The sequence below is a fragment of the Mesorhizobium sp. M0751 genome (genome assembly GCF_040320265.1).
Lineage (GTDB): Bacteria > Pseudomonadota > Alphaproteobacteria > Rhizobiales > Rhizobiaceae > Mesorhizobium.
In genome coordinates this window covers 58,373-81,644 of sequence record NZ_JAMYPH010000006.1, presented here as the reverse complement: position 1 = coordinate 81,644, position 23,272 = coordinate 58,373, and the positions used below count along the sequence as shown (strand labels likewise).

Annotated in this window: 22 protein-coding genes, 1 tRNA gene and 1 pseudogene; 17 read left to right on the top strand and 7 right to left on the bottom strand. The window is 61.7% G+C overall.

Annotated features, from left to right (window positions below; genetic code table 11):
• Positions 1-24 precede the first annotated feature (24 nt).
• Positions 25-750, top strand: coding sequence for an SDR family NAD(P)-dependent oxidoreductase (locus NKI19_RS12260; RefSeq protein WP_352565348.1), 726 nt, complete (start codon positions 25-27; stop codon positions 748-750).
• A gap of 10 nt (positions 751-760) precedes the next feature.
• On the opposite strand, the gene NKI19_RS12255 is transcribed toward NKI19_RS12260, so the two are convergent.
• Positions 761-1,180, bottom strand: coding sequence for a DUF4864 domain-containing protein (locus tag NKI19_RS12255; protein ID WP_352491569.1), 420 nt, complete (start codon positions 1,178-1,180; stop codon positions 761-763).
• A 196-nt stretch (positions 1,181-1,376) separates the two neighbouring features.
• Between NKI19_RS12255 and NKI19_RS12250 the strand changes: the two genes are divergently transcribed.
• The 15 genes and pseudogenes from NKI19_RS12250 (at position 1,377) to glpK (ending at position 17,775) form a co-directional block, all read left to right on the top strand.
• Positions 1,377-1,613: an Lrp/AsnC ligand binding domain-containing protein gene (locus NKI19_RS12250; protein WP_352491568.1), complete on the top strand. Its 237-nt coding sequence runs from the start codon at positions 1,377-1,379 to the stop codon at positions 1,611-1,613.
• Positions 1,614-1,785: 172 nt separating this feature from the next.
• The gene (locus tag NKI19_RS12245) at positions 1,786-3,198 is read left to right on the top strand and encodes a circularly permuted type 2 ATP-grasp protein (RefSeq protein WP_352448777.1); all 1,413 of its coding nucleotides are present in this window, start codon (positions 1,786-1,788) and stop codon (positions 3,196-3,198) included.
• Positions 3,199-3,333: 135 nt separating this feature from the next.
• Positions 3,334-4,275 (top strand): alpha-E domain-containing protein, encoded by a 942-nt coding sequence (locus NKI19_RS12240; RefSeq protein WP_352491567.1) that lies wholly within the window; start codon positions 3,334-3,336, stop codon positions 4,273-4,275.
• A gap of 61 nt (positions 4,276-4,336) precedes the next feature.
• Positions 4,337-5,131: a transglutaminase family protein gene (locus tag NKI19_RS12235; protein ID WP_352491566.1), complete on the top strand. Its 795-nt coding sequence runs from the start codon at positions 4,337-4,339 to the stop codon at positions 5,129-5,131.
• A 31-nt stretch (positions 5,132-5,162) separates the two neighbouring features.
• A complete protein-coding gene (locus NKI19_RS12230; RefSeq protein WP_352491565.1) occupies positions 5,163-5,894 on the top strand; it encodes a proteasome-type protease in 732 nt (243 codons plus the stop codon).
• A gap of 58 nt (positions 5,895-5,952) precedes the next feature.
• Positions 5,953-7,360 (top strand): annotated as a pseudogene (locus NKI19_RS12225) (pyridoxal phosphate-dependent decarboxylase family protein).
• Between the two features lie 128 nt (positions 7,361-7,488).
• Positions 7,489-8,256: a DeoR/GlpR family DNA-binding transcription regulator gene (locus tag NKI19_RS12220; protein WP_023674889.1), complete on the top strand. Its 768-nt coding sequence runs from the start codon at positions 7,489-7,491 to the stop codon at positions 8,254-8,256.
• Positions 8,257-8,383: 127 nt separating this feature from the next.
• Positions 8,384-9,910, top strand: a complete 1,527-nt coding sequence (gene glpD / locus NKI19_RS12215) for a glycerol-3-phosphate dehydrogenase (RefSeq protein ID WP_352565349.1) — start codon at positions 8,384-8,386, stop codon at positions 9,908-9,910.
• Between the two features lie 39 nt (positions 9,911-9,949).
• Positions 9,950-11,029, top strand: a complete 1,080-nt coding sequence (locus NKI19_RS12210; protein ID WP_352491563.1) for an ABC transporter ATP-binding protein — start codon at positions 9,950-9,952, stop codon at positions 11,027-11,029.
• Between the two features lie 9 nt (positions 11,030-11,038).
• Positions 11,039-12,106, top strand: a complete 1,068-nt coding sequence (locus NKI19_RS12205; RefSeq protein WP_352491562.1) for an ABC transporter ATP-binding protein — start codon at positions 11,039-11,041, stop codon at positions 12,104-12,106.
• Between the two features lies 1 nt (position 12,107).
• The gene (locus NKI19_RS12200; protein WP_023674893.1) at positions 12,108-12,974 is read left to right on the top strand and encodes a carbohydrate ABC transporter permease; all 867 of its coding nucleotides are present in this window, start codon (positions 12,108-12,110) and stop codon (positions 12,972-12,974) included.
• 1 nt (position 12,975) lies between these two features.
• Positions 12,976-13,890 (top strand): carbohydrate ABC transporter permease, encoded by a 915-nt coding sequence (locus NKI19_RS12195; protein WP_352491561.1) that lies wholly within the window; start codon positions 12,976-12,978, stop codon positions 13,888-13,890.
• A gap of 173 nt (positions 13,891-14,063) precedes the next feature.
• Positions 14,064-14,330 (top strand): DUF2160 domain-containing protein, encoded by a 267-nt coding sequence (locus NKI19_RS12190; RefSeq protein WP_031193610.1) that lies wholly within the window; start codon positions 14,064-14,066, stop codon positions 14,328-14,330.
• 78 nt (positions 14,331-14,408) lie between these two features.
• Positions 14,409-16,136, top strand: coding sequence for an ABC transporter substrate-binding protein (locus NKI19_RS12185; RefSeq protein ID WP_352565351.1), 1,728 nt, complete (start codon positions 14,409-14,411; stop codon positions 16,134-16,136).
• Positions 16,137-16,281: 145 nt separating this feature from the next.
• Positions 16,282-17,775, top strand: a complete 1,494-nt coding sequence (gene glpK, locus NKI19_RS12180; RefSeq protein WP_352565353.1) for a glycerol kinase GlpK — start codon at positions 16,282-16,284, stop codon at positions 17,773-17,775.
• A 76-nt stretch (positions 17,776-17,851) separates the two neighbouring features.
• Here glpK and NKI19_RS12175 read toward each other — a convergent pair whose 3' ends face one another.
• On the bottom strand, positions 17,852-18,325 hold the full coding sequence (locus NKI19_RS12175) for a BA14K family protein (protein WP_352491639.1): 474 nt from the start codon (positions 18,323-18,325) through the stop codon (positions 17,852-17,854).
• A gap of 308 nt (positions 18,326-18,633) precedes the next feature.
• Here NKI19_RS12175 and NKI19_RS12170 point away from each other — a divergent pair.
• Positions 18,634-18,709, top strand: a tRNA-Lys gene (locus NKI19_RS12170).
• An 87-nt stretch (positions 18,710-18,796) separates the two neighbouring features.
• Here the strand turns inward: NKI19_RS12170 and NKI19_RS12165 are convergent.
• Genes NKI19_RS12165 through NKI19_RS12145 form a run of 5 tightly spaced genes read right to left on the bottom strand, consistent with a single transcriptional unit; the run spans position 18,797 to position 23,254 of the window.
• The gene (locus NKI19_RS12165; protein WP_352491558.1) at positions 18,797-19,192 is read right to left on the bottom strand and encodes a hypothetical protein; all 396 of its coding nucleotides are present in this window, start codon (positions 19,190-19,192) and stop codon (positions 18,797-18,799) included.
• Positions 19,193-19,238: 46 nt separating this feature from the next.
• Positions 19,239-20,363: a DNA-processing protein DprA gene (gene dprA / locus NKI19_RS12160; RefSeq protein WP_352491557.1), complete on the bottom strand. Its 1,125-nt coding sequence runs from the start codon at positions 20,361-20,363 to the stop codon at positions 19,239-19,241.
• Positions 20,360-20,947: a glycerol-3-phosphate 1-O-acyltransferase PlsY gene (plsY, locus tag NKI19_RS12155; RefSeq protein ID WP_352491556.1), complete on the bottom strand. Its 588-nt coding sequence runs from the start codon at positions 20,945-20,947 to the stop codon at positions 20,360-20,362. Before plsY ends, dprA begins: the two co-directional genes overlap by 4 nt.
• 58 nt (positions 20,948-21,005) lie before the next feature.
• Positions 21,006-22,292 carry a dihydroorotase gene (locus NKI19_RS12150; protein ID WP_352491555.1) on the bottom strand — a complete coding sequence of 429 codons (1,287 nt, stop codon included), beginning with the start codon at positions 22,290-22,292 and terminating at the stop codon, positions 21,006-21,008.
• Entirely contained in the window at positions 22,292-23,254 is a 963-nt protein-coding gene (locus NKI19_RS12145) for an aspartate carbamoyltransferase catalytic subunit (RefSeq protein ID WP_352491554.1), read from the bottom strand. Before NKI19_RS12145 ends, NKI19_RS12150 begins: the two co-directional genes overlap by 1 nt.
• Positions 23,255-23,272: the final 18 nt, after the last annotated feature.

Below are 23,272 nucleotides of genomic sequence, written 5' to 3'. Positions count from 1 at the left end.
AGAGTTCCGCTGCGGGGATCAGCCATGACCGTTACATACGACTTTGCCGGCAAGACGGCGATCGTTACCGGTGGCTCAAGGGGCATCGGCAGGGCCGTGGCCACGCAGTTGGTAAGGTCGGGAGCCGACGTCTGGATATGGGACGCCGATCCTGCGCCGAATGATGAAACCCGCAGCCAGACCGTCGACGTGACCAAGGCGCAGGACATAAGCAATGCCCTCGGCGAAGTCGTCGCCAGTACGGGCCAAATCGATATTCTCGTCAACAATGCGGGCTATCTTGGTCCTTACCTTGGCTTCGAGGCCTTCGATCCGGCCGAATGGCAACGCATCATCGGGGTCAATCTCGTCGGGACGTTCGAGGTCACGCACCAGGTATTGCCGGTCATGCGCAAGACCGGCCGCGGCCGCATCGTCAACATGGGATCGCTCGCCGGCAAGGAAGGATTGCCGAACCTAGCGGCCTATTCGGCGGCGAGCGCAGGCATCATTGCCTTCACCAAAGCCTTGTCGCGTGAGGTCTGCGACACCGACATTCGCGTCAACTGCGTCGCGCCCGGACCGATCGATACCGATCTTATCCGGCGTCTCGGCAACGAGGTCGTCAGCGAGATGATTGGGGCCAGTCCGCTCAAGCGGCTTGGGGCGGCGGAGGAGGTCGCGGCGCTGGTCCTCTGGCTCTGTTGCGATGCCTCGAGCTTCAATACCGGCGCGGTGTTCGACATGTCGGGCGGCAGGGCGCGGTATTGACGCACGCGCCTCAGGTGCTGACGGAGTTCGCCGCCCGCAAGCTGCAGCCGGTGATCTTGAAGCTGCCGTCCGGCTGCTGCTCCAGCGTGTAGACCGCCACGTAGTCCTTGCCGTCGGGTCCGACGATCAGCACCTGCTGGATGATCGAGACCGGCCCGGTCTGCTCGACCTTGCCGAAGGAATAGCTCTGCGGCTTGCGCACCGGCGCGTAGCCGTTGGTGACCATGTTCATGAAGGTGTCGACGGTCGGGAATATCCGTTTCACGTTCGGCGCCGCGAAACTGCAGGCGGTGGCGCCGTCATCGGCGAGGAAGGCTTTCAACTGGCTGTCTATGACTGTCTGCGCCGCCTTGACCTCAGCGTCGCCGGCAAATGCCGAAGAGGCCAGGAGCAGTGGAACGATTGCGAATGCGAATAACGCGCGGCGCATGGTCTGCCTCCGTTGTCCCTCAAAAATCGCTATCCGAAGACGCATCATACCATACGCCTCGAGACGCCTCGCGGTTTCAGCGATCGCAAACATTCGCCTGTCTGGCGAGACCGAGCCGAATTCCAACGCTTGAAAGCCCGCTCTCAGTCTGCGAGAAGGGCCGCTCATTCGAGCTGAGGCTAGGCAGGACCAGGCAATGAGGGCATTTTTCGTGCAGATAAAGTGCGATCTGGGCAAGGCCTATGAGGTTGCCAGCGCTTTGGCCGATGCCGAGATTGCTTCGGAAATCTACTCGACAGCTGGAAACTACGACCTGCTCGCCAAATTCTACGTCGACGACGAGGAAGACATCGGGCACTTCGTCAACGAGAAAGTGCAGATTCTTCCCGGCATCAAGGACACGTTCACGGTCGTCACCTTTCGCGCCTTTTGATCCGCATCCGGCATCTGCCCGGACACGAAGCAAAGCCTGACCACGGCCCTATCGGTACTGCCTTAATTTTAGGCAAGAGCGATATACTGATCGCCGGCGCCCACCAAATCACCGATTGCGCTTGATTTTCTCCAGCGAGGCCAGTGAAATGGCGTCACAGGGGAGTATGCGATTGGCAGCGTTCGATGAAATGCTTCCGGAAGTTTCCGGGCTGAGAAAACCGTATTCGGCTTACGATCGCTGGCTGAAGGAACAGGACCCGGCCAGGCTTACCGAGAAGATGCAGGACGCCGAACGCGTCTTTCGCAAGACAGGCATCACCTTCGCCGTCTATGGCGAGCAGGAAGCATCGGAGCGGCTGATACCCTTCGATATCGTTCCGCGCATTATTTCGGGCAATGAATGGCGACGGCTAACGCAAGGCATCGAGCAGCGCGTCCAGGCGCTGAACGCCTTTCTCGACGACATCTACCATCGCCAGGAGATCTTGCGCGCCGGCCGGGTGCCGAAGGAGTTGATCGCCAAGAACGAGGCGTTCCTGCCCGAGATGATCGGGGTGCGGCCGCCGGCCGGCGTCTATACCCATATTATCGGCGTCGACATCGTGCGCATCAGCGAGAACGAGTTCTACGTGCTGGAGGACAATGCGCGCACGCCGTCCGGCGTCTCTTACATGCTGGAGAACCGCGAGACGATGATGCAGCTCTTTCCCGAGTTGTTCCAGCAGATCAAGGTGCGGCCGGTTGAGAATTATCCGCAGCTCTTGCGCCAGTCGCTGGCCGCAGTGCGGCCGCAAAGCACCAAGGGCGCGCCGACCATTGCCGTGCTGACGCCGGGCAGCTTCAACTCGGCCTATTTCGAGCATGCTTTCCTTGCCGACCAGATGGGGGTGCAACTCGTCGAAGGGCAGGATCTGCGCGTCGTCGATGGCCATGTCGCGATGCGCACTACCGAGGGCTACAAGCAGATCGATGTGCTCTACCGGCGTGTCGACGACTCGTTCCTCGATCCGTTGACCTTCCGCCCCGACTCGGCACTTGGCGTGCCGGGCATTATGGACGTCTACCGCGCCGGCAATATCACGATCGCCAATGCGCCGGGAACCGGCATCGCCGACGACAAGGCGATCTATTCCTACATGCCCGAGATCGTCGAATTCTACACCGGCCGCAAGGCTATGCTTGGCAACATCCCGACCTGGCGCTGCTCGGAGCCGGACAGCCTGAAATACGTGCTCGAACACATCGACGAACTGGTGATCAAGGAGGTCCACGGCTCCGGCGGTTACGGCATGCTGGTCGGTCCGGCGGCGACCAAGAAGGAATGCGAGGATTTTTCCAAAAAGCTCGCGGCAAAACCGTCGAACTACATCGCCCAGCCGACGCTGGCGCTGTCGACCTGTCCGATCCTGACGGACAAAGGGTTGGCGCCGCGCCATGTCGATCTGCGCCCCTATGTTCTGGTTTCCGACCGTATTCAGATCGTGCCCGGAGGGCTGACCCGAGTAGCGCTCAAGGAAGGCTCGCTGGTCGTAAATTCCTCGCAAGGCGGCGGCACGAAGGATACGTGGGTGTTGGATGATTAGAGAGTGAATAGTAAGGATATGTGTCGTTGATGTTGGTGAAATGCCCTGAAGTGAAGCACGCAGCATCGTGGCCTGGAATCTGGACAGTCACCAATCACTATTCACCATTCACTATTCACCGCAGGACCGCCTGACATGCTTCTCGGCCGCACCGCCAACGGGCTTTACTGGATGAACCGCTATATCGAGCGGGCGGAAAACATGGCGCGGCTGGTGGATGCCGGCCTGCGCATGGCGCTGACTCGTACTCAGAACGCTTCGGAGGAGTGGAATTCGGTGCTGCTCAGCGCCGGTTCGGACGCCGCCTTCACGCAGAAATATTCCGACTACACCGCCGCCAATGTCGCCGATTATCTGCTGCGCGATACATCGAACCCGTCGAGCACGATGTCGTCTATCGAAACGGCCCGTAACAATGCCCGCATGGTGCGTACCGCGTTGACGCGTGAAACCTGGGAAAGCATCAACGAAGCCTGGATGTCGCTGAAGCGGATGCTGGCCAAGCCGATCGACGAGCGCGACCTGCCCAACGCGCTCGACGCAATCAAACGCGAGACGGCGCTGATTCGCGGATCGTTCTACGGCACGATGCTGCGCAACGAGATTTTCGATTTTTCGCAACTCGGCACGTATGTCGAACGCGCCGACAACACCGCGCGCATCCTGGATGTGAAATACTACGTGCTGTTGCCGTCGATCTCCTGGGTCGGCTCGACGCTGGACAACTACCAGTGGGAATCGATCCTGCGCTCGGTGTCGGCGCATCGTTCCTATCGCTGGGTTTATGACGCCGACTACAAGCCGAGCAACATCGCCGATTATCTGATCCTCAACGTGCGCATGCCGCGCTCGCTTACCTTTTGCTACCGCTTCCTGACGGAGCATCTCAAATTCCTGGGTGACGACTATGGGGAGCGCCACGCCTGTCATGCGACGGCTGCCAAGACCCAGGCCATGCTGACGGCCGGGTCGATCAAGGATATTTTCGACGCCGGCCTGCATGAATTCCTGGCCAATTTCATCCGCGACAACACCAGGCTCGGCGACGAGATCGCGCAGGATTACAGGTTCTATTGAGCATGACGCCAAAAAGCGGAGACCGGTTTTCGGAAAAGCTCATGCTCCAGGGACGTGTGCGATGCGGCTGAAGATCACCCACCGGACCGAATACCGCTACGATGCGCCGGTGCATTATTTGTTGCAGCGTTTGCGGCTGCTCCCGGTGAACGGGCGCACCCAGACGGTACTGTCCTGGGCGCTGAAGATTGAAGGCGCACGCGAGGAAGTGCGTTTCACCGACCATTTCGGCAATGATACCCGGCTGTTGAGCGTCGAGGGCGAGCGCGACTTCATCACCGTCGAAGCTGCCGGCGAAGTGGTGACGCGCGACACTGCCGGCGTCTGCGGACCGCACCAGGGTTTCGCGCCGCTCTGGCTGTTCGGCCATGAAACGCCGCTGACGACGATCGGCAGCGGCATTCGCGAGCTTGCTGCCTCGGTCGGCAAGGGCACCGACATTGAGAGGCTGCACCGGCTAATGGCCGTAATCGGCGAGCGTGTCGCTTATACACCCGGCACCACCAACGCGACGACGCCGGCCGAAGAGGCCCTGGCGCTCAAGACCGGCGTTTGCCAGGACCACAGCCACATCTTCGTTGCCGCGGCGCGCGCCATGGATTTTCCGGCGCGCTACGTCAGCGGCTATCTGATGATGGATGCGGTGATCGAGCAGGCGGCAAGCCACGCCTGGGCCGAGGCGCATGTCTCGGGCCTCGGCTGGGTCGCCTTCGACGTAGCCAACGGCATTTCTCCAGACGAGCGCTATGTGAAGGTGGCGACCGGCCGCGATTATCGCGACGCCACGCCGGTGTCGGGAATTCGGCAGGGACAGGCGGAAGAACAGCTTGCGGTCACCGTCACCGTGGAGCAGTAATCCCCGGCAAGATTGTTGCCAAAGAGATTCGATGACCTATTGCGTCGGCCTGAAGATCGATCGCGGGCTCGTGTTCATGTCGGACACGCGCACCAATGCCGGCATGGATTCGATCTCGACCTTCAGGAAGATGCATGTCTGGGAAGAGCCGGGCGAGCGCGTCATCGTTTTGATGTCGGCCGGCAATCTGGCGACGACCCAGGCCGTGGTCAGCCTGCTCGACGAACGCACCAAGGCAGTGGCCGAGCGCCGTGCCACGCTGCTCGAAACGCCTTCCATGTACCAGACAGTGCGGTTGGTCGGAGACACCGTCAAGGAGGTCATCGCCAGCTCGTCGCCGGCTGGCGAAAAGGCGGATTCCTACTTCAACGCCTCCTTCATCCTCGGCGGTCAGATCAAGGGCAGCGCGCCGCGCCTGTTCATGATCTATCCGGAAGGCAATTTCATCGAATCCACCGACGACACGCCGTTCTTCCAGATCGGTGAGACCAAATACGGCAAGCCGATCATTATCCGCGCTTATGAAAAGATGATGAGTTTCGCCGAGACGGTGAAGTTGCTGTTGGTGTCGTTCGACTCGACGCTGAAGTCGAACCTGTCGGTCGGCCTGCCGCTCGACCTGCTGTTCTATGAAAAGGACACTTTCAAGGTCGGCCTCAAAAAGCGAATAACCCAGGACGATCAATATTATCGCACGATCTCGGATAGCTGGTCGAACGCGCTGAAGACCGCCTTTGCCAGTTTGCCTGATTTTCCCGAATGAAAACCTACGTTTTTCGTGCTCTTTGATGGCGGCTCGATGAGGCGCTACGGAGGCGAAGATGAATAGGGACGAATTCCGCGAATGGTCGCTGCGAGCGGCTGAATGGGGCGTCGACTACAGGCCTTCGGGAGAGACCGGTGCGGCCGCTTGTCGAGCCCGGCGAAATCTTCAAAAGCATCGATGCCGCGCCGCCGGAAGACGGTGAAACGATGCAGGCAATCTTCGCCGATTTCGAGCAAAAGATCCTGCCTGGCATGACGCACTGGCAGCATCCGCGTTTCTTCGCCTATTTTCCGGCTAACGCGGCACCGGCATCCGTCGTGGCCGAGTATCTGGTTTCCGCGATGGCCGCGCAATGCATGCTCTGGCAGACCTCGCCGGCGGCAACCGAGCTCGAGATGCGGGTCGTCGACTGGATGCGGCAGGCGCTTGGTTTGCCGGAGGGATTTTCCGGCGTCATGCAGGATTCGGCTTCATCGGCGACGCTTGCCGCCGTGCTGACCATGCGCGAGCGCGCGCTCGACTGGCAAGGCAACAAGAGTGGCCTGCAGGGCCAGCCGGTCGTGCGGGTCTATTCTTCCGACCAGGTCCATACTTCCATCGACCGGGCGATCTGGGTGTCGGGCATCGGCGAGGCGAACCTCGTGCGCATTCCGGTCGCCGGACGCTTCCGCACCATGCGGACGGCGGCTCTGGAAGCAGCTATCGTCACCGACCGCGAAAACGGCATGCTGCCGGCCGGCATTATCGCCAGCGTCGGCGGCACCAGTACCGGCGGCACCGACGATGTCGCGGCTGTTGCCGCTGTGGCGAAGCGGCACGGGCTCTACCTGCATGTCGATGCCGCATGGGCCGGCTCGGCCATGATCTGCCCCGAGTTCCGGCATTTCTGGGCCGGCGCCGAAAGTGCCGATTCCATCGTCTTCAACCCGCATAAATGGCTGGGCGCACAGTTCGATTGCTCGATGCAGTTCATCCGCCAGCCGGAGGACCTCGTGCGCACGCTGGCGATCAAGCCCGAATTCCTCAAGACGCATGGCCGCGACGGGGTCATCAACTACTCCGAATGGTCGGTGCCGCTCGGCCGAAGGTTCCGCGCGCTGAAACTTTGGTTCCTGCTGCGTGCGCATGGCTTGGAAAATCTGCGGAACATGATCCGCAACCATGTCGCCTGGAGCGAGCGCCTCGTCGCCTGGCTGGCTCGGGAGCCGGATTTCGAGATCGTCACGGAACCGATGCTGTCGCTGTTCTCATTCCGCCATCTCGCGGCTGCGGGAATCGACCTTGACGAGCACAATTTGCGGCTGGTCAACGCGATCAACGATGACGGCCGCATTTACCTGACGCAGACCCGGGTGGACGGGCAGGTGGCGATCCGCTTTCAGGTCGGGCAGTTCGAAACGACTGCGGCGGACGTCGATACTGCTTTCGAGGTCATCACTGAGATCGCGCGGGGCCTGAGTTGATAGCCTCGTCGAGTTTGCGCCGGAGCTTTTCTCTCTGCAGTTGCCCGATTTTCATTAGCCGGCTCATACCTGTTCATGGCTTTCGTTTTCAGCTATAGACGAGAAAAACGAAAATGAGAGGTTGCTAGATGTACCTGTCGCCGCGTCATTCCGAAATCATCCAGATGGCCAAGGACCATGGCCGCGTACTGGTCGAGGAGCTGGCGACGCATTTCAACGTTACGCCGCAAACGATCCGCAAGGATCTCAACGATCTCTGCGACCAGCGGCTTTTGTCCCGCATTCATGGCGGGGCGTTGTTCCCGTCCGGCATCGAGAACATGGAATATGAGGCTCGGCGTAAGATCGCCGCCGAGGAGAAGGAGGCGATCGGCCGCGCAGCAGCCCGGCTGATCCCCGACAACGCGTCTCTGTTCATCAATATCGGGACAACGACAGAAGCTGTCAGCAAGTCGCTGCTCGATCACAGCGGCCTGATGGTCATCACCAATAACATCAATGTTGCCAACAGGATGCGCATATATCCTTCGATCGAGGTGGTGATCGCCGGCGGTGTCGTGCGCGGTTCCGACGGCGGTGTGGTCGGCGAGGCAGCGGTCGATTTCATCAGGCAGTTCAAAGTCGATTTTGCGGTGATCGGCGCCTCGGCCATCGACCATGACGGCGCACTGCTCGACTTCGATTTTCGCGAGGTGAAGGTGGCCCAGGCGATCATCGCCAACGCCCGGCATGTGATCCTGGTGTCGGACCAGACCAAATTCGAGCGCACCGCGCCCGTCCGCATTGGCCATCTGTCGCAGGTCAACACCTTTATCACCGATCGTTGCGACATCCCGTCGGTGCGCAAGATCTGTCAGGAGGCAGAAGTTCAGCTGATCGAAACGTCGCTCTCCTAGAGATGCCGTAGCGGCATCTTCCGCCTATTATTATTTCGTTTGACATTCGTTATCATTTCGAAATAATTCCCCTACGGTTTCGCAAGAACCCAAAAATGCTGCAATGCGAAATCGAGGGAGGATTCTTTTGAGCGCATCACCGATTCATGACATTTTCGTCATCGGTGGCGGCATCAATGGCTGCGGCATCGCCCGCGATGCCGTTGGACGTGGCTTTTCGGTCTTTCTTGCCGAGATGAACGATCTGGCCAGCGGGACCTCTTCCGGCTCGACCAAACTGATCCATGGCGGCTTGCGCTATCTCGAGTTCTACGAATTCCGCCTGGTACGCGAAGCGCTGATGGAACGTGAGGTCCTGTGGAGGAACGCGCCGCACATCATCTGGCCGATGCGCTTCGTGCTGCCATACGCCAAGGGGCTGCGTCCGGCCTGGCTAATCCGGCTCGGGCTTTTCCTCTACGACCATATTGGCGGGCGCAAATTGCTGCCGCCGACGAAAACGCTGGACATGGCCAAGGATCCGGCCGGCAAGCCGCTGAAGCCGCTGTTTCGAAAGGCGTTCGAATATTCGGACGGTTGGGTCAACGATGCCCGGCTGGTTGTGTTGAACGCCCGTGACGCTGCCGAGCGCGGCGCAACCGTTAGAACCCGAACAAAGGTCGTCAGCGCACGCCGCGAAGGCAATCTCTGGACGGTCAGGCTTGAAAATGTGCGGACCGGCGATACCGAGGAGGTCAAGGCGCGGCTGCTGGTCAATGCCGCCGGCCCGTGGGTCGACCAGGTGCTGTCGGCCACCGTCGGCTTGAACGACGTGCACAATGTCCGCCTCGTACAAGGCAGCCACATCGTCGTTGGCAAGAAATTCGACGACCCACGCGCATATTTCTTTCAGAACAAGGACGGGCGCATCATTTTCGCCATCCCTTACGAGGACGAATTCACGCTCATCGGCACCACCGATCGGGACTATCCCGGCGATCCGCACAACGTCAGGATCAGTGACGCCGAGATCGACTATCTCTGCGCTGCGGCAAGCGAATATTTCGCGCAGCCGGTCAAGCCGTCGGATATCGTCTGGACCTATTCCGCGGTGCGGCCGCTCTACGACGATGGCGCCTCAAAGGCGCAGGAAGCCACCCGAGACTATGTGCTGAAGGCCGATGGAGGCGAGGGTGCCGCCCCGATCGTCAACGCCTTTGGCGGCAAGATCACCACCTACCGCAGATTGTCGGAATCGATGCTTGAGAAGATCGAGGGTTTTCTCGGCAAGCGCGGCAAATCATGGACGGCAAACGCGCCGCTGCCCGGCGGTGACTTTGCCGTCACCGGCTTCGATGCCGAGGTGGCGAAACTGAAGACGGCGTACCCGTTCCTCGACGCGCGGCTGGCCCGCCGGTTGACCCGGCTCTACGGCACCCGCGCAAGGAAGCTGCTGGGCCTCGCCAAGTCGAACGTCGATCTTGGCCGCAACTTCGGCGCCGATCTCTTCGAAGCCGAGGTGCGCTACCTCGTCGAAAACGAATGGGCGATGACTGCCGAGGATGTATTGTGGCGCCGGACCAAGCGCGGCCTGCGTCTCAGCCGTGAGCAGGCGGCAGTGCTCGACGAGTTCATGCGCGGAATAAGCCGGCAGCACGTAGCGGCTGCCGAATAGGGACGGCCGACTGATGCAGAAAGCCTGGGAGGAGGCATCATGCTTGAACTGAGAAACGTGACGAAGAAGGTGGGTGCGGCGGAACATATCCGCGACGTCTCGCTGACGTTTCAGCACGGCTCACTCAACGTCCTGCTCGGGCCGACGCTCTCCGGCAAGACCAGCCTGATGCGGCTGATGGCGGGCCTCGACGTGCCGACCTTCGGCTCGGTCTGGTTCGATGGCAAGGATGTCACTGGCATGCCGGTGCAAAAGCGCAACGTCGCCATGGTCTACCAGCAATTCATCAATTATCCGGCGATGACGGTCTACGAGAACATCGCCTCGCCGCTGCGGGTGGCCGGCACGGATCAGGCAACGATCGACAGGGAGGTGCGCAATGCCGCCGCCCTTCTCAAACTCACGCCCTATCTCGATCGGACGCCTCTCAGTCTGTCGGGCGGCCAGCAGCAGCGCACCGCGCTGGCCCGCGCCATCGTCAAGAATGCCAGCCTCGTGCTGCTCGACGAGCCGCTCGCCAATCTCGACTACAAGCTGCGCGAAGAATTACGCGCGGAACTGCCGAAAGTCTTCGCGGCCGCCGGCACAATCTTCGTTTATGCCACGACCGAGCCGCACGAGGCCTTGCTGCTCGGCGGCAACACGGCAACGCTTTCCGAGGGCAGCATCACCCAGTTCGGGCCGACCATCGAAGTGTTCCGCAAGCCGGTCGATCTGGTGACGGCGAGAACCTTCGCCGATCCGCCGCTCAACACCATCGTGCTTGCCAAGAAGGGCCTGGATTTCCTGCTCGAGGGCGGCGTGAAATTGCCGGTGCCGGCCGAGCTCTTCGGCATTGCCGATGCGATCTATACGATAGGCTTCCAGCCCCATCATCTTTCCCTCGATCGGCCCAACGCCGCCGCAGTGCCGGTGCGCGCAAAGGTGACGATCACCGAGATCACGGGATCGGAAAGCTTCATCCATCTCGATTTTGCCGATGCGCGCTGGGTCATGCTGACCCACGGCATTCGCGACTTCGAGCCGGACGAGGAGGTCGAGGTGTTCATCGACCCGCGCCACATCATGGTCTTCGACGAGCACGGCCGCGCCGTGGCCGCGCCGAAGCTGGCGGCTTAGGAGGAAGCGATGGCGCGCATCGACGTCAATCATATCCGCCACACCTATCTGCAGAACCCGCGCACGGATGCCGATTTCGCCCTGAAGGAAGTGCACCACACGTTCGAGGATGGCGGCGCTTATGCGCTGCTCGGCCCATCGGGCTGCGGCAAGACCACACTGCTCAACATCATTTCGGGATTGCTGCATCCCTCGCATGGCCAGCTGCTGTTCAACGGCAGGAACGTGACCAATCTGTCGACCCAAGAGCGCAACATTGCCCAGGTCTTCCAGTTCCCGGTGATCTACGACACGATGACCGTCTACGACAATCTGGCATTCCCGCTGCGCAATCGCGGCGTGCCGGAGGCCGACGTCGACCGCAAGGTGCGCGAGACGCTCGAGATGACCGGGCTGGCCGACATGGCCAAACGAAAGGCGCGCGGACTGACCGCCGACCAGAAGCAGAAAATCTCGCTCGGACGCGGGCTGGTGCGCTCCGACGTCAATGCCATCCTGTTCGACGAGCCTTTGACCGTCATCGACCCGCATATGAAATGGGTGCTGCGCTCGCAGTTGAAGCAGCTTCACCGCCGCTTCGGCTACACCATGGTCTATGTCACGCACGACCAGACCGAGGCGTTGACCTTCGCCGACAGGGTGGTCGTCATGTATGACGGCGAAATCGTGCAGATCGGCACACCGGCGGAGCTGTTCGAGCGCCCGCGCCACACCTTTGTCGGCTATTTCATCGGCTCGCCCGGCATGAATGTCATGCCGGTGGCAATCGACGGCAAGACCGCGAAGCTGGGCTCGCAGCAGATCGAACTGCCGGGCGTGCCCAAGGCGAGCGGCGGCGCCATCGAACTCGGCATCCGTCCCGAATATGTGCGCCTGGGCAGCCAGGGCATGGCCGTCCGGGTCAGCAAGGTCGAGGACGTCGGCCGCCACAAGGTGGTCCGTGCCAATCTCGAAGGGCGCGAGATCGCCGCCGTCATCGGCGAGGACGAGACAGTTCCGGCCGATCCGAAGGTGCGGTTCGACCCGGCCGGCATCAACATCTATGCCGATTCCTGGCGCGTCGAGATGGGAGCCTGAAGTGGAAAAGACCTGGAACAACAGAGCCTGGTTCCTGGTGCTGCCGGTGCTGCTGCTGGTGGCGTTCTCGGCGGTCATACCGCTGATGACGGTCGTCAATTATTCGGTGCAGGACACTTTCGGCAACAACGTTTTCTTCTGGGCCGGCACCGAGTGGTTCGAGGAACTGCTTTCCTCCAGCCGCTTCTGGCAGGCAATGATCCGCAACCTTGTCTTCTCCTTCATCATCCTGGCGATCGAAGTGCCGCTCGGCATCTTCATTGCGCTCAATATGCCGAAGAAGGGTTGGGGCGTGCCTGTTTGCCTTGTTTTGATGGCGTTGCCGCTGCTGATCCCGTGGAACGTCGTCGGCACCATCTGGCAGGTGTTCGGGCGCAACGACATTGGCCTGCTCGGCTATTACGTCAACGCGCTCGGCATCGACTATAATTATGTGCAAGACCCTTACGACGCCTGGGTCACGGTCATCATCATGGACGTCTGGCATTGGACCAGCCTCGTCGTTCTGCTCTGCTATGCCGGCCTGGTCTCGATCCCCGATGCCTTTTATCAGGCGGCCAAGATCGACGGTGCCTCGCGCTGGGCGGTGTTCCGTTACATCCAGCTGCCGAAGATGAACCGCGTGCTGCTGATCGCCGTGCTGCTGCGCTTCATGGATAGCTTCATGATCTACACGGAGCCGTTCGTGGTCACCGGTGGCGGCCCCGGCAACTCGACGACCTTTCTTTCGATCGATCTCGTCAAGACCGCGCTCGGCCAGTTCGACCTCGGCCCGGCGGCGGCGATGTCGCTGGTCTACTTCCTTATCGTCCTGCTGTTGTCGTGGGTGTTCTACACCGTGATGACCAATTACGACGCGGAGCGTTGAGATGAGCCGCACCGAAGAGAGAGCCGACAGAGTGAGTGAGACGACAGCTTCGGAAGGGATCGCCAGCACGCTACGGCAGGACGAGATCGCACGGCTGATGCGCCGTCGCGGCGAGGAGTCGCGCTGGTGGTGGATCGTGCCGACGCTCTACATCGTCGTTCTGCTTTTGCCGATCTACTGGCTCATCAATATGAGCTTCAAGACCAATGGCGAGATCGTCTCGTCGCTGACGCTCTACCCGCACGCGCCGACATTGGCGAATTACCGCACCATCTTCACCGACGCGTCTTGGTATTCGGGCTACATCAACTCGATCACCTATGTGGTTATGAACATGGTGATTTCCGTGGCTGCGGCACTGCCTGCTGCCTATGCCTTTTCGCGCTATCGCTTCCTCGGCGACAAGCATCTGTTCTTCTGGCTGCTGACCAACCGCATGGCGCCGCCGGCGGTGTTCGCGCTGCCATTCTTCCAGCTTTATTCGGCCTTCGGCCTTATCGACACCCATATCGCCGTGGCTCTGGCGCATTGCCTGTTCAACGTGCCGTTGGCGGTGTGGATCCTCGAAGGCTTCATGTCGGGCGTACCCAAGGAGATCGACGAGACCGCCTATATCGACGGCTATTCGTTCCCTCGCTTCTTCATCAAGATCTTCATGCCGCTGATTGCGAGCGGCATCGGCGTGGCGTGCTTCTTCTGCTTCATGTTCTCGTGGGTCGAGCTGCTGATCGCCCGGACGCTGACGACCACGGACGCCAAGCCGATCGCCGCGACCATGACCCGCACCGTTTCGGCCGCCGGCATGGATTGGGGGCTGCTCGCCGCAGCCGGCGTGCTGACGCTGATCCCTGGCGCGCTCGTCATCTGGTTTGTGCGCAACTACATCGCCAAGGGCTTTGCCCTGGGGAGGGTATGATGGAACAGGTCGATAGAAGGCCGTGGTGGTGGGCCGTGCTGTTTCTCGCCCTGGTCGTTGTGGCCTGGGTGGCCCTTCAAATCGATTTCGTGGCAATAACGGTAGGTTTCAGCGATCCGACAAATATCCGCCTGTGGGGATTTAACCTCTCGTCCAACCTCGATTTTTCGTGGATGGCCTGGACGTGGCCGACCGCGGCCTTCTTTGGAACCATCTTTCTGCTGCTTTGCGGCATGGCGGTGTGGGAATACGTCTCGCCGGGCGGCAATCCGCGCGTCGGCGTGCTGCGCTTCGAAACGACGCGCGGCGACCGCCTGTTCCTGTCGCTGCTTGGCAGCGCCTTTATCCATCTCGCTTGGCTGGGTCTAGTCGGACCCAATCTGTGGTGGGCTCTCGCTCTCTCCGTGGTCTACGCCGTCGGCGTGTTCCGCTACGTATAGAGGGGGAAACTGTTGGAACGGCGGCGTGCCGGCCGCCGATCCAGATCGCACTTTGAACTTTAACAGTGGAGGAAATACATGCGACGGCAATTCTTGACATCAACAACTGCGCTTGTCCTGTTGCTCGGGGCAAGCAACGCCTATGCCGGAATGGACGAGGCCAAGGCCTTCCTGGACAAGGAAATCGGCGACCTGTCGACACTCGACCGCGCCGGCCAGGAAGCCGAAATGCAATGGTTCATCGATGCCGCGAAACCTTTCGCCGGCATGGACATCAAGGTGGTTTCCGAAACCATCGCCACGCATCAGTATGAATCGCAGGTGCTGGCGCCGGCCTTTACGGCCATCACCGGCATCAAGATCACGCACGATGTCATCCAGGAAGGCGACGTCGTCGAGAAGATCCAGACCCAGATGCAGACCGGCCAGAACCTCTATGACGGCTGGGTCAACGATTCCGATCTGATCGGCACGCACTGGCGCTACCAGCAGGTGCGCAACCTGACCGACTGGATGGCAGGCGACGGCAAGGATGTCACCAACCCGAATCTCGACCTGAAGGATTTCATCGGCACCTCGTTCACCACCGCGCCCGACAAGAAACTCTACCAGCTTCCCGACCAGCAGTTCGCGAACCTCTACTGGTTCCGTTACGACTGGTTCAACGACGAGAAGAACAAGGCGGACTTCAAGGCCAAATACGGCTACGACCTCGGCGTGCCGGTCAATTGGTCGGCCTATGAGGACATCGCCGAGTTCTTCACCGGCCGCGAGATCGACGGCAAGAAGGTCTACGGCCATATGGACTATGGCAAGAAGGACCCGTCGCTCGGCTGGCGGTTCACCGACGCCTGGCTGTCGATGGCCGGCAATGGCGACAAGGGCATTCCAAACGGTCTGCCCGTCGACGAATGGGGCATCAAGGTCGACGAGAATTCGCGTCCGGTCGGTTCCTGCACGGCGCGCGGCGGCGACACCAATGGTCCGGCTTCCGTCTACGCCATCCAGAAGTACCTCGATTGGCTGAAGGCCTATGCACCGGCGGAAGCCCAAGGCATGACCTTCTCCGAATCGGGGCCAGTTCCGGCGCAGGGCGCGGTCGCCCAGCAGATCTTCTGGTATACCGCCTTCACCGCCAGCATGGTCGACGCCAGCGCCAAGGCGGTGCTGAACGACGACGGCACGCCGAAGTGGCGCATGGCGCCGTCGCCGCATGGCGTCTACTGGAAGGACGGCATGAAGCTCGGCTATCAGGACGTCGGTTCCTGGACGCTGATGAAGTCGACGCCGACCGACCGCGCCAAGGCCGCCTGGCTCTACGCGCAGTTCGTCACCTCGAAGACGGTCGACGTGAAGAAGAGCCATGTCGGCCTGACCTTCATCCGCGAGAGCACGATCCACGACAAGAGCTTCACCGAACGTGCGCCAAAGCTCGGCGGCTTGATCGAGTTCTACCGCTCGCCGGCGCGCGTCCAGTGGTCGCCGACCGGCACCAACGTGCCGGACTATCCGAAGCTGGCACAGCTCTGGTGGCAGGCGATCGGCGATGCTTCGTCGGGCGCCAAGAGCGCGCAAGAAGCAATGGACTCGCTCTGCGCCGAGCAGGAAAAAGTGATGAGCCGCATCGAGAAGTCGGGCGTCCAGGGCGATATTGGCCCGAAGATGGCCGAAGAGCATGACCTCGCCTACTGGAACGCGGACGCGGTCAAGAAGGGCAATCTCGCTCCTCAGCTCAAGATCGAGAACGAGAAGGAAAAGCCGGTCACCATCAACTACGACGAGCTGGTGAAGAGCTGGCAGCAATAGGACCCTTTGATGCGGGCGTCCACGCCCGCATCGCCATGCTCAGGGGAGGCGGCATGTTGCCGTCTCCCCTGTTTGCGTGAACGGCTCCGCGCCATCTGGCTTCGGGACACCGTAGCACCTTGAATTCGCTTCGACGGGAGAGAGAATGACCGGATATATCCTTGCAATCGACCAGGGGACGACATCGAGCCGGGCGATCCTGTTCGACGACAAGATGAAGGTCGTCGGCAGCGGGCAAAAGGAATTCACCCAATATTATCCGGCCTCCGGCTGGGTCGAGCACGATCCCGAAGAGATATGGGCAAGTGTCGTGGAAACGGTGAAGGCCGCGCTGAAGACAGCCGGCCGCAACGCGGCGGAAGTCGCCGCGATCGGCATCACCAACCAGCGCGAAACCGTCGTCATCTGGGACAAAGAGACCGGCAAGCCGATCCACAACGCGATTGTCTGGCAGGACCGCCGCACCGCGCCGCTATGCCAGAAACTGAAGAAGCTGGGGCTGGAGAAGAAGTTCACGAAAAAGACCGGCCTGCTGCTCGATCCCTATTTCTCCGGCACCAAGATCGCCTGGATGCTGGACAAGGTGAAGGGCGCCAGAAAACGCGCCGAGAAGTGCGAACTGCTGGCCGGCACCATCGACAGTTTTCTGATTTGGCGCCTGACTGGCGGCAAGGTCCACGCCACTGACGCCACCAATGCCTCGCGCACACTGGTCTACAACATCGAACAAAACGCCTGGGACGACGAGCTGCTGGCCATTCTCGGCATACCCGCAAGAATGCTGCCGCAGGTGAAAGATTGTGCCGATGATTTTGGAATCACAGACAAAAGCCTGTTTGGTGCAGAGATCAGAATCCTCGGTGTGGCCGGCGACCAGCATGCGGCGGCGATCGGCCAGGCCTGTTTCGATCCGGGCATGATGAAATCTACCTACGGCACCGGTTGCTTCGCGCTGCTCAACACCGGCAGCGATCTGGTGCGTTCGAAGAACCGGCTTTTGACCACCATCGCCTACAGGCTGAACGGCAAGACCACCTATGCACTGGAGGGCTCGATCTTTATCGCCGGCGCCGCCGTGCAGTGGCTGCGGGACGGCATCAAGGTGATCGGCAAGGCCGAGCAGAGCGGCAAATTGGCGGCGGAAGCCGATCCGACGCAGAACGTCTATCTGGTGCCAGCTTTCGTCGGGCTCGGAGCACCGCACTGGGATGCCGAGGCGCGCGGCGCCATCTTCGGGCTGACCCGCAATTCGGGGCCGGCGGAATTTGCTCGCGCGGCACTGGAATCCGTTGCGTTCCAAACGCGCGATCTGCTTGACGCCATGCGGAAGGACTGGAAGGGCGCCTCGGTCAAGACCGTGCTCAGGGTCGATGGCGGCATGGTGGCGTCGGACTGGACCATGCAGCGGCTGGCCGACATTCTCGATGCGCCGGTCGACCGGCCGACAATTCTCGAGACGACCGCGCTTGGTGCGGCATGGCTGGCCGGCTCGAAGGCCGGTGTCTGGCCGAAGGCGCGGGAATTTGCCAGGAGTTGGGCGCTCGAGCGCCGGTTCAAGCCAGACATGGATGCTTCGACACGCGCCGCCAAGCTGGCCGGCTGGCGCCACGCTGTGCGCAGGACGCTAAGCGTGCAATAAGCAGGGATGGCACCGGATTCGCACTCATGAAAAACCCGCGCCGTTTCGGCGCGGGCTTTGCAGCCTCTAATCAAACTCAGTAAGGCGACCGGCACTGCCGACGCGGACCGTAGTTCGGCTGATACGTATTGTCGGAGGCACGATAGCTTCGATAATGGTCGTAGCACCACTGCACGTGTGCATCGCCACGATAGACACGATTCTGGTTGACAATCGCGCCCGTAATCAGCGCTCCGGTGGCGAAGGCGGCCAGCGGGAACCAGTAGTCACCGTGACGGCGATAGCCGCGACGATATTCGCGATAGCCGCGATGGCCACGCCAGTACATGCCGTCGTCACGCGAAAAATTGCGACGGAAATCGCGACGCGAGAAATCGCGATTGAAATTCCGGTGCCTCCGCCACGGCTCGTACTGGACGGTCTGGACATTCGAGGTGAGCCCCAGGGCAGGGGGCGCATAGCTGGGCTGAGCGTTGACTGGCACGATCTCCGCGGCAGCGAATGAGATCGAAAGGGTGGTCGCCAGCAGGCCCGACATGATCCTATTCATGATCTTCTCCTTGAAACGCGTGTCCCTTGTCGCGGAAAAACGGGCAGGCTGCGCAAATTGTTCCGCTAAAAATCCCAAGTTGCTGATCTGCAAAGGTTCTCCCGATTCGCTGCTTGCGCTTATCCCGCAAAGCGCGAGCTTCGGCCTTGCGCTAGAGCGAGGCAGTTCCGTCAACGCCGAAGCGCACCGCACGGCATGATGGCACGGCAGGAAAGTCCGGTTTGGGAGCTGTCTTTTTCCGGTTGACCGGCCGAGGCTCTCTCCCTATGTTCCGCGCAATTTCGAGGGCGGCCTTTCTGAGCCCGCGGGAGCGCGTAGCTCAGCCGGTAGAGCAACTGACTTTTAATCAGTAGGTCATGGGTTCGAATCCCATCGCGCTCACCAATCCAGATTTGTACGGCCCGGAGACATAGGTAACAGTTTGTACCTAAGACATGCGTGACAACGTCGTGCCGAACGCATGCAGTGGCCTTAGCCGCCCGCCCCATCATCCATCATCGTGCCAGTGAGTGCCTCATAGGCTCTGCTGCATAGCTGTGAATGCGGACAATCCTTCACGATAAGCACTGGCAACACGGTGAGAACCGCTGCGGCAAGGATTTGCAGGCAAAGACCGACGGCGCTTACCTTCCTGTCGAACACGCCGGCCAGGAAGAAGTAGAGACCCTGGGCCATGCAGGCTGCCGTCAGAATGCCCAGAAGTGTGCTGGTCGCTCTTGCGAAGGGCGTTATGTAGCCGTCCGGAAAACCCAGCATGCCGAGATCCATCGACCATTGCAGCGCCAGCATGACGCTCAGCGCTGACCAGACAAGGGTCGTCGTACGAGCGAACAGCGTCTGCTTTGGTTTGTTGCTCGGATCGGCCACCGGGATCACGTCGGAATTGCTTGCCGGGACATGCGCAAGCTCTCGGTCAGATCAGCGAGACGTTGCCGCCGGCATGGCGTTCGAGCCGGCCGGCGAGGTCGAGCTCCAGTAGCACCATGAAGACTTGGGCGGGATGCAGGCCGGTGTGGCGGATGATCTCGTCGACTGCTACTGGCGTCGGGCCGAGCGCCTCGACGACGCGGTCGCGGTCGTCCTCGCGCGGCGGCGGTGTTGCCGAAAAGTCGGGCGGCTCTTCAAGCGGCGATGTCCTTGGCGCCCAGTCGCCGACCAGCGGCGCGATCGCACTGGTGACATCGGCGGCCTCGGTCACAAGGGTGGCGCCATCCTTGAGCAGGCCATTGGTGCCGGCGGCGCGCGGATCGAGCGGCGAACCGGGAACGGCGAAGACCAGGCGGCCCATCTCGCCCGCCAGCCGGGCGCTGATCAGCGAGCCGGAGCGCTGTGCGGCCTCGACCACCACCAATCCCAATGCAGCGCCGGCGACGAGCCGGTTGCGGCGCGGAAAATCCTGTGCGCGCGGCTGCCAGCCAAACGGCATTTCGGAGATGATGGCGCCACCGCGCTCGGCGATCTCGTCGCACAGGCCGGCATTTTCGGGCGGGTAGGGCAAATCGAGGCCGCCGGCGAGCACGCCGATCGTGCCGGTCGAAAGGCTGCCCTGGTGCGCGGCCGTATCGATGCCGCGCGCCAAGCCGGAGACGATGCCATAGCCGTCACGGCCAAGGTCCGCCGCCAGCATCCTCGCCATCTTGATGCCGGCCAGCGATGCGTTGCGAGCGCCGACGATGGCGACCGCTGGCAAGCGGAACACCGCGCTATTCCCCTTGACCGCAAGCAGCGGCGGCGGATGATCCATGCTTTTCATCAGCGGCGGATAATCCGCCTCGCCGATGCCGACGAAACGGGCGCCGGCCCGCCGGGCCGTCTCCAGCTCGGCCTCGGCCTCCGCAATGGACGGGATGCGGACGATTTTTTTGGCGCCACCCGAAATCATCAGCTCGGGCAGCATCGATAACGCTGCTTCGGCCGAACCGAACCGGTTGATCAGGTCGCGAAAGGAAGCCGGGCCGACATTCGGCGTGCGGATTAGACGAAGCCAGCTCAGCCGCTGCCGGTCGCTGAGGCGCGGCCCGGCGTCGGGCTCGCTCACTCCTTGGCCCCGATCTTACCCTCGGTGCCGGCAAGCAGCCGAGCAATGTTGGCGCGGTGCTTTACGATGACGATGAGGCTCATCGCCGCGAAAAGCCCGGCAATCTGCTGCGTGCTCAGGAAATACAGGGCTACGGGCACGACCACCGCTGCGGTCAGTGCCGCAAGCGAGGAGAAACGGAACAGGAAGGCCACCGCCAGCCAGACGACGGCGAAGATCAGCGCCACCTGCCAGGCAAGGCCGATCAGCACGCCAAGGTAAGTGGCGACACCCTTGCCGCCCTTGAAGCCGAGCCAGATCGGAAAAAGATGACCTAAAAACGCGCCGAAGCCGGCCCAAAGTCCGAGCTCGGGCGCAAAGCGGCCGGCGATCAGCACCGCCGCGGTGCCCTTCAGCGCATCGAGCAGAAGTGTGGCCGCGGCCAAGCTCTTGTTGCCGGTGCGCAGCACGTTGGTGGCGCCGATGTTGCCGGAGCCGATGTTGCGCACGTCGCCGAGGCCGGCGGCACGGGTGATCAGCAGGCCAAACGGGATCGAGCCGAGAAGATAGCCGAACACCAATGCCAAGACGGGACTGTAAGCCATTGTTCCCCCGAACTTTCCTTGGCTGAGCGGATTTTAAGGCGTGACGCCTGTTTTCGTCCTACGCCGAAAACACTGTGCGGCCCGCCACCATCGTTTGCAAGACCTTGCCTTGCAGTCGCGCGCCTTCGAAACAGGTGTTTTTCGAGCGTGAGCGGATGCCGCTCTCGCTGACGACCCATGGTTCGTCCAGATCGACGAGCGCAAGGTCGGCCAATGCCCCCGGTTTCAGCGTGCCGCCGGGCAGGCCGAACAATCTTGCCGTCGCGGTCGACAGTGTCTCGACCAGCCGGAGCAGCGTCACGTCGCCATTGTGATAGAGCCGCAGCGCTGCGCCCAATAATGTTTCCAGCCCGATGGCGCCTGCGGCTGCATCGGCGAAGGGCAGGCGCTTGGTGTCGACGTCCTGCGGGTCGTGCGAGGAGACGATGAGGTCGATGGTGCCGTCCTTGATCGCCTCGATCATCGCCAGCCGGTCTTCCTCGGCGCGCAGCGGCGGCGTCAGCCGGAAGAAGGTGCGGTACTCGCCGACATCGTTCTCGTTGAGCGACAGATTGTGGATCGACACGCCTGAGGTGACGTTGGCGCCATCGGCCTTTGCGCGCGCTACCGCGTTTGCCGCCATAGCCGTCGAAATCTTGGCAGCGTGATAGGCGCCGCCGGTCAGGCGAGCCAACGCGAGATCGCGCTCCAGGGGGATCGATTCGGCTTCGCGCGGAATGCCGGCAAGGCCAAGCCAGCTTGCGTAAAGGCCTTCGTTCATCACCCCGGCCGAAGCGAGGTCGGCGTCTTGGGTTTCATGCGCGATGACGCCACCGAAATCGCGCGCATAGGTCAGCGCGCGGCGCATCACCAGCGCGCTGGCGATAGAATGCCGGCCGTCGGTGAAGGCGACCGCGCCGGCCTCGCGCAGCAGGCCGAATTCGGTCATCTCGCGGCCTTCCAGCCCCGTGGTGATCGCTGCTGCCGGAAAGATGTTGACGATTGCGGTGTCCTTGGCGGTGCGCAGCACGAACTCGACCAATGCGACATTGTCGATCACCGGGTCGGTATCGGGCATCATGACGACTGAGGTGACGCCGCCGGCCGCCGCAGCGATGCTCGCCGATGCGATGGTTTCGCGGTGTTCGCCGCCGGGTTCGCCGATGAAGACACGCGCATCGATCAGGCCGGGGAGGATGGTCTTGCCGGCGCAGTCGATGATCGTGGCGCCTTCGGGCGAGCCCTGATTCAAGGTCGCCTTGCCGGCCGCAACGATTCTGCGGCCTTCGACGATGATGGTACCGACCTCATCGATGCCGCGCGACGGGTCGACGATGCGGGCTCGGCTGAAGACCGTTATGCCCATCAGCCGCGGCCCTCGTGGTTTCGACGGGGGTCGAGCAGCGCTTCCATCACCGCCATGCGCACGGCGACGCCCATCTCAACCTGTTCCTGGATGACGCTTTGCGGGCCGTCGGCGATCTCGGAGGCGATCTCGACGCCGCGGTTCATCGGGCCGGGATGCATGACCAGCGCGCCGTCCTTGGCTGCTTTCAGCTTCTCGGCGTCGAGGCCGAAATAGCGGAAATATTCGCGCACCGACGGTACGAAAGCGCCTTCCATGCGTTCGCGCTGCAGGCGCAGCATCATCACCACGTCAGCGTCCTTCAGACCCTCGGCCATCGAGCGGGTGACGATGACGCCCATCTTCTCGATGCCGGTGGGCAAAAGCGTCGAAGGGGCGGCGACCCGGACCTGGGCACCAAGCGCGTTGAGCAGGATGATGTTGGAGCGGGCCACGCGCGAATGCAGGATGTCGCCGCAGATCGCCACGATCAGCTTCGACAGCGGACCCTTGGCGCGGCGGATGGTCAGTGCGTCGAGCAGCGCCTGGGTAGGGTGCTCATGGGCGCCGTCGCCGGCGTTGACCACCGAGCAGCCGACCTTTTGGGCAAGAAGTGCTGCAGCGCCAGCCGATTGATGGCGGATGATCAATATGTCGGGGCGCATGGCGTTCAGCGTCATCGCGGTATCGATCAGCGTCTCGCCCTTCTTCACCGAAGAGCTCGCCACCGACATGTTCATGACGTCGGCGCCGAGCCGCTTGCCGGCCAGTTCGAATGACGATTGCGTACGGGTCGAGGCTTCGTAGAAGAGATTGATCTGGGTGCGGCCGCGCAGCGTCGATGTCTTCTTGTCCGACTGCCGCGAGATGGCAACGGCCCGGTCCGCCCGGTCGAGCAGTAGCTCGATATCGGCGGGGGAAAGATCGCGGATGCCCAGAAGATGGCGGTGGGGATAAAGTGGCAGGGACGATGCGTCGGTCATCTCAAGTCGCTGCTATAG

Bases quoted from the DNA above. Each gene is read 5' to 3' on its own strand.
- NKI19_RS12260 (WP_352565348.1), top strand. From the start codon at position 25: ATGACCGTTACATACGACTTTGCCGGCAAGACGGCGATCGTTACCGGT.
- NKI19_RS12255 (WP_352491569.1), bottom strand. From the start codon at position 1,180: ATGCGCCGCGCGTTATTCGCATTCGCAATCGTTCCACTGCTCCTGGCC.
- NKI19_RS12250 (WP_352491568.1), top strand. From the start codon at position 1,377: ATGAGGGCATTTTTCGTGCAGATAAAGTGCGATCTGGGCAAGGCCTAT.
- NKI19_RS12240 (WP_352491567.1), top strand. From the start codon at position 3,334: ATGCTTCTCGGCCGCACCGCCAACGGGCTTTACTGGATGAACCGCTAT.
- NKI19_RS12235 (WP_352491566.1), top strand. From the start codon at position 4,337: ATGCGGCTGAAGATCACCCACCGGACCGAATACCGCTACGATGCGCCG.
- NKI19_RS12230 (WP_352491565.1), top strand. From the start codon at position 5,163: ATGACCTATTGCGTCGGCCTGAAGATCGATCGCGGGCTCGTGTTCATG.
- NKI19_RS12220 (WP_023674889.1), top strand. From the start codon at position 7,489: ATGTACCTGTCGCCGCGTCATTCCGAAATCATCCAGATGGCCAAGGAC.
- NKI19_RS12210 (WP_352491563.1), top strand. From the start codon at position 9,950: ATGCTTGAACTGAGAAACGTGACGAAGAAGGTGGGTGCGGCGGAACAT.
- NKI19_RS12205 (WP_352491562.1), top strand. From the start codon at position 11,039: ATGGCGCGCATCGACGTCAATCATATCCGCCACACCTATCTGCAGAAC.
- NKI19_RS12195 (WP_352491561.1), top strand. From the start codon at position 12,976: ATGAGCCGCACCGAAGAGAGAGCCGACAGAGTGAGTGAGACGACAGCT.
- NKI19_RS12190 (WP_031193610.1), top strand. From the start codon at position 14,064: ATGGCCTGGACGTGGCCGACCGCGGCCTTCTTTGGAACCATCTTTCTG.
- NKI19_RS12185 (WP_352565351.1), top strand. From the start codon at position 14,409: ATGCGACGGCAATTCTTGACATCAACAACTGCGCTTGTCCTGTTGCTC.
- glpK (WP_352565353.1), top strand. From the start codon at position 16,282: ATGACCGGATATATCCTTGCAATCGACCAGGGGACGACATCGAGCCGG.
- NKI19_RS12175 (WP_352491639.1), bottom strand. From the start codon at position 18,325: ATGAATAGGATCATGTCGGGCCTGCTGGCGACCACCCTTTCGATCTCA.
- plsY (WP_352491556.1), bottom strand. From the start codon at position 20,947: ATGGCTTACAGTCCCGTCTTGGCATTGGTGTTCGGCTATCTTCTCGGC.
- NKI19_RS12150 (WP_352491555.1), bottom strand. From the start codon at position 22,292: ATGGGCATAACGGTCTTCAGCCGAGCCCGCATCGTCGACCCGTCGCGC.
- NKI19_RS12145 (WP_352491554.1), bottom strand. From the start codon at position 23,254: ATGACCGACGCATCGTCCCTGCCACTTTATCCCCACCGCCATCTTCTG.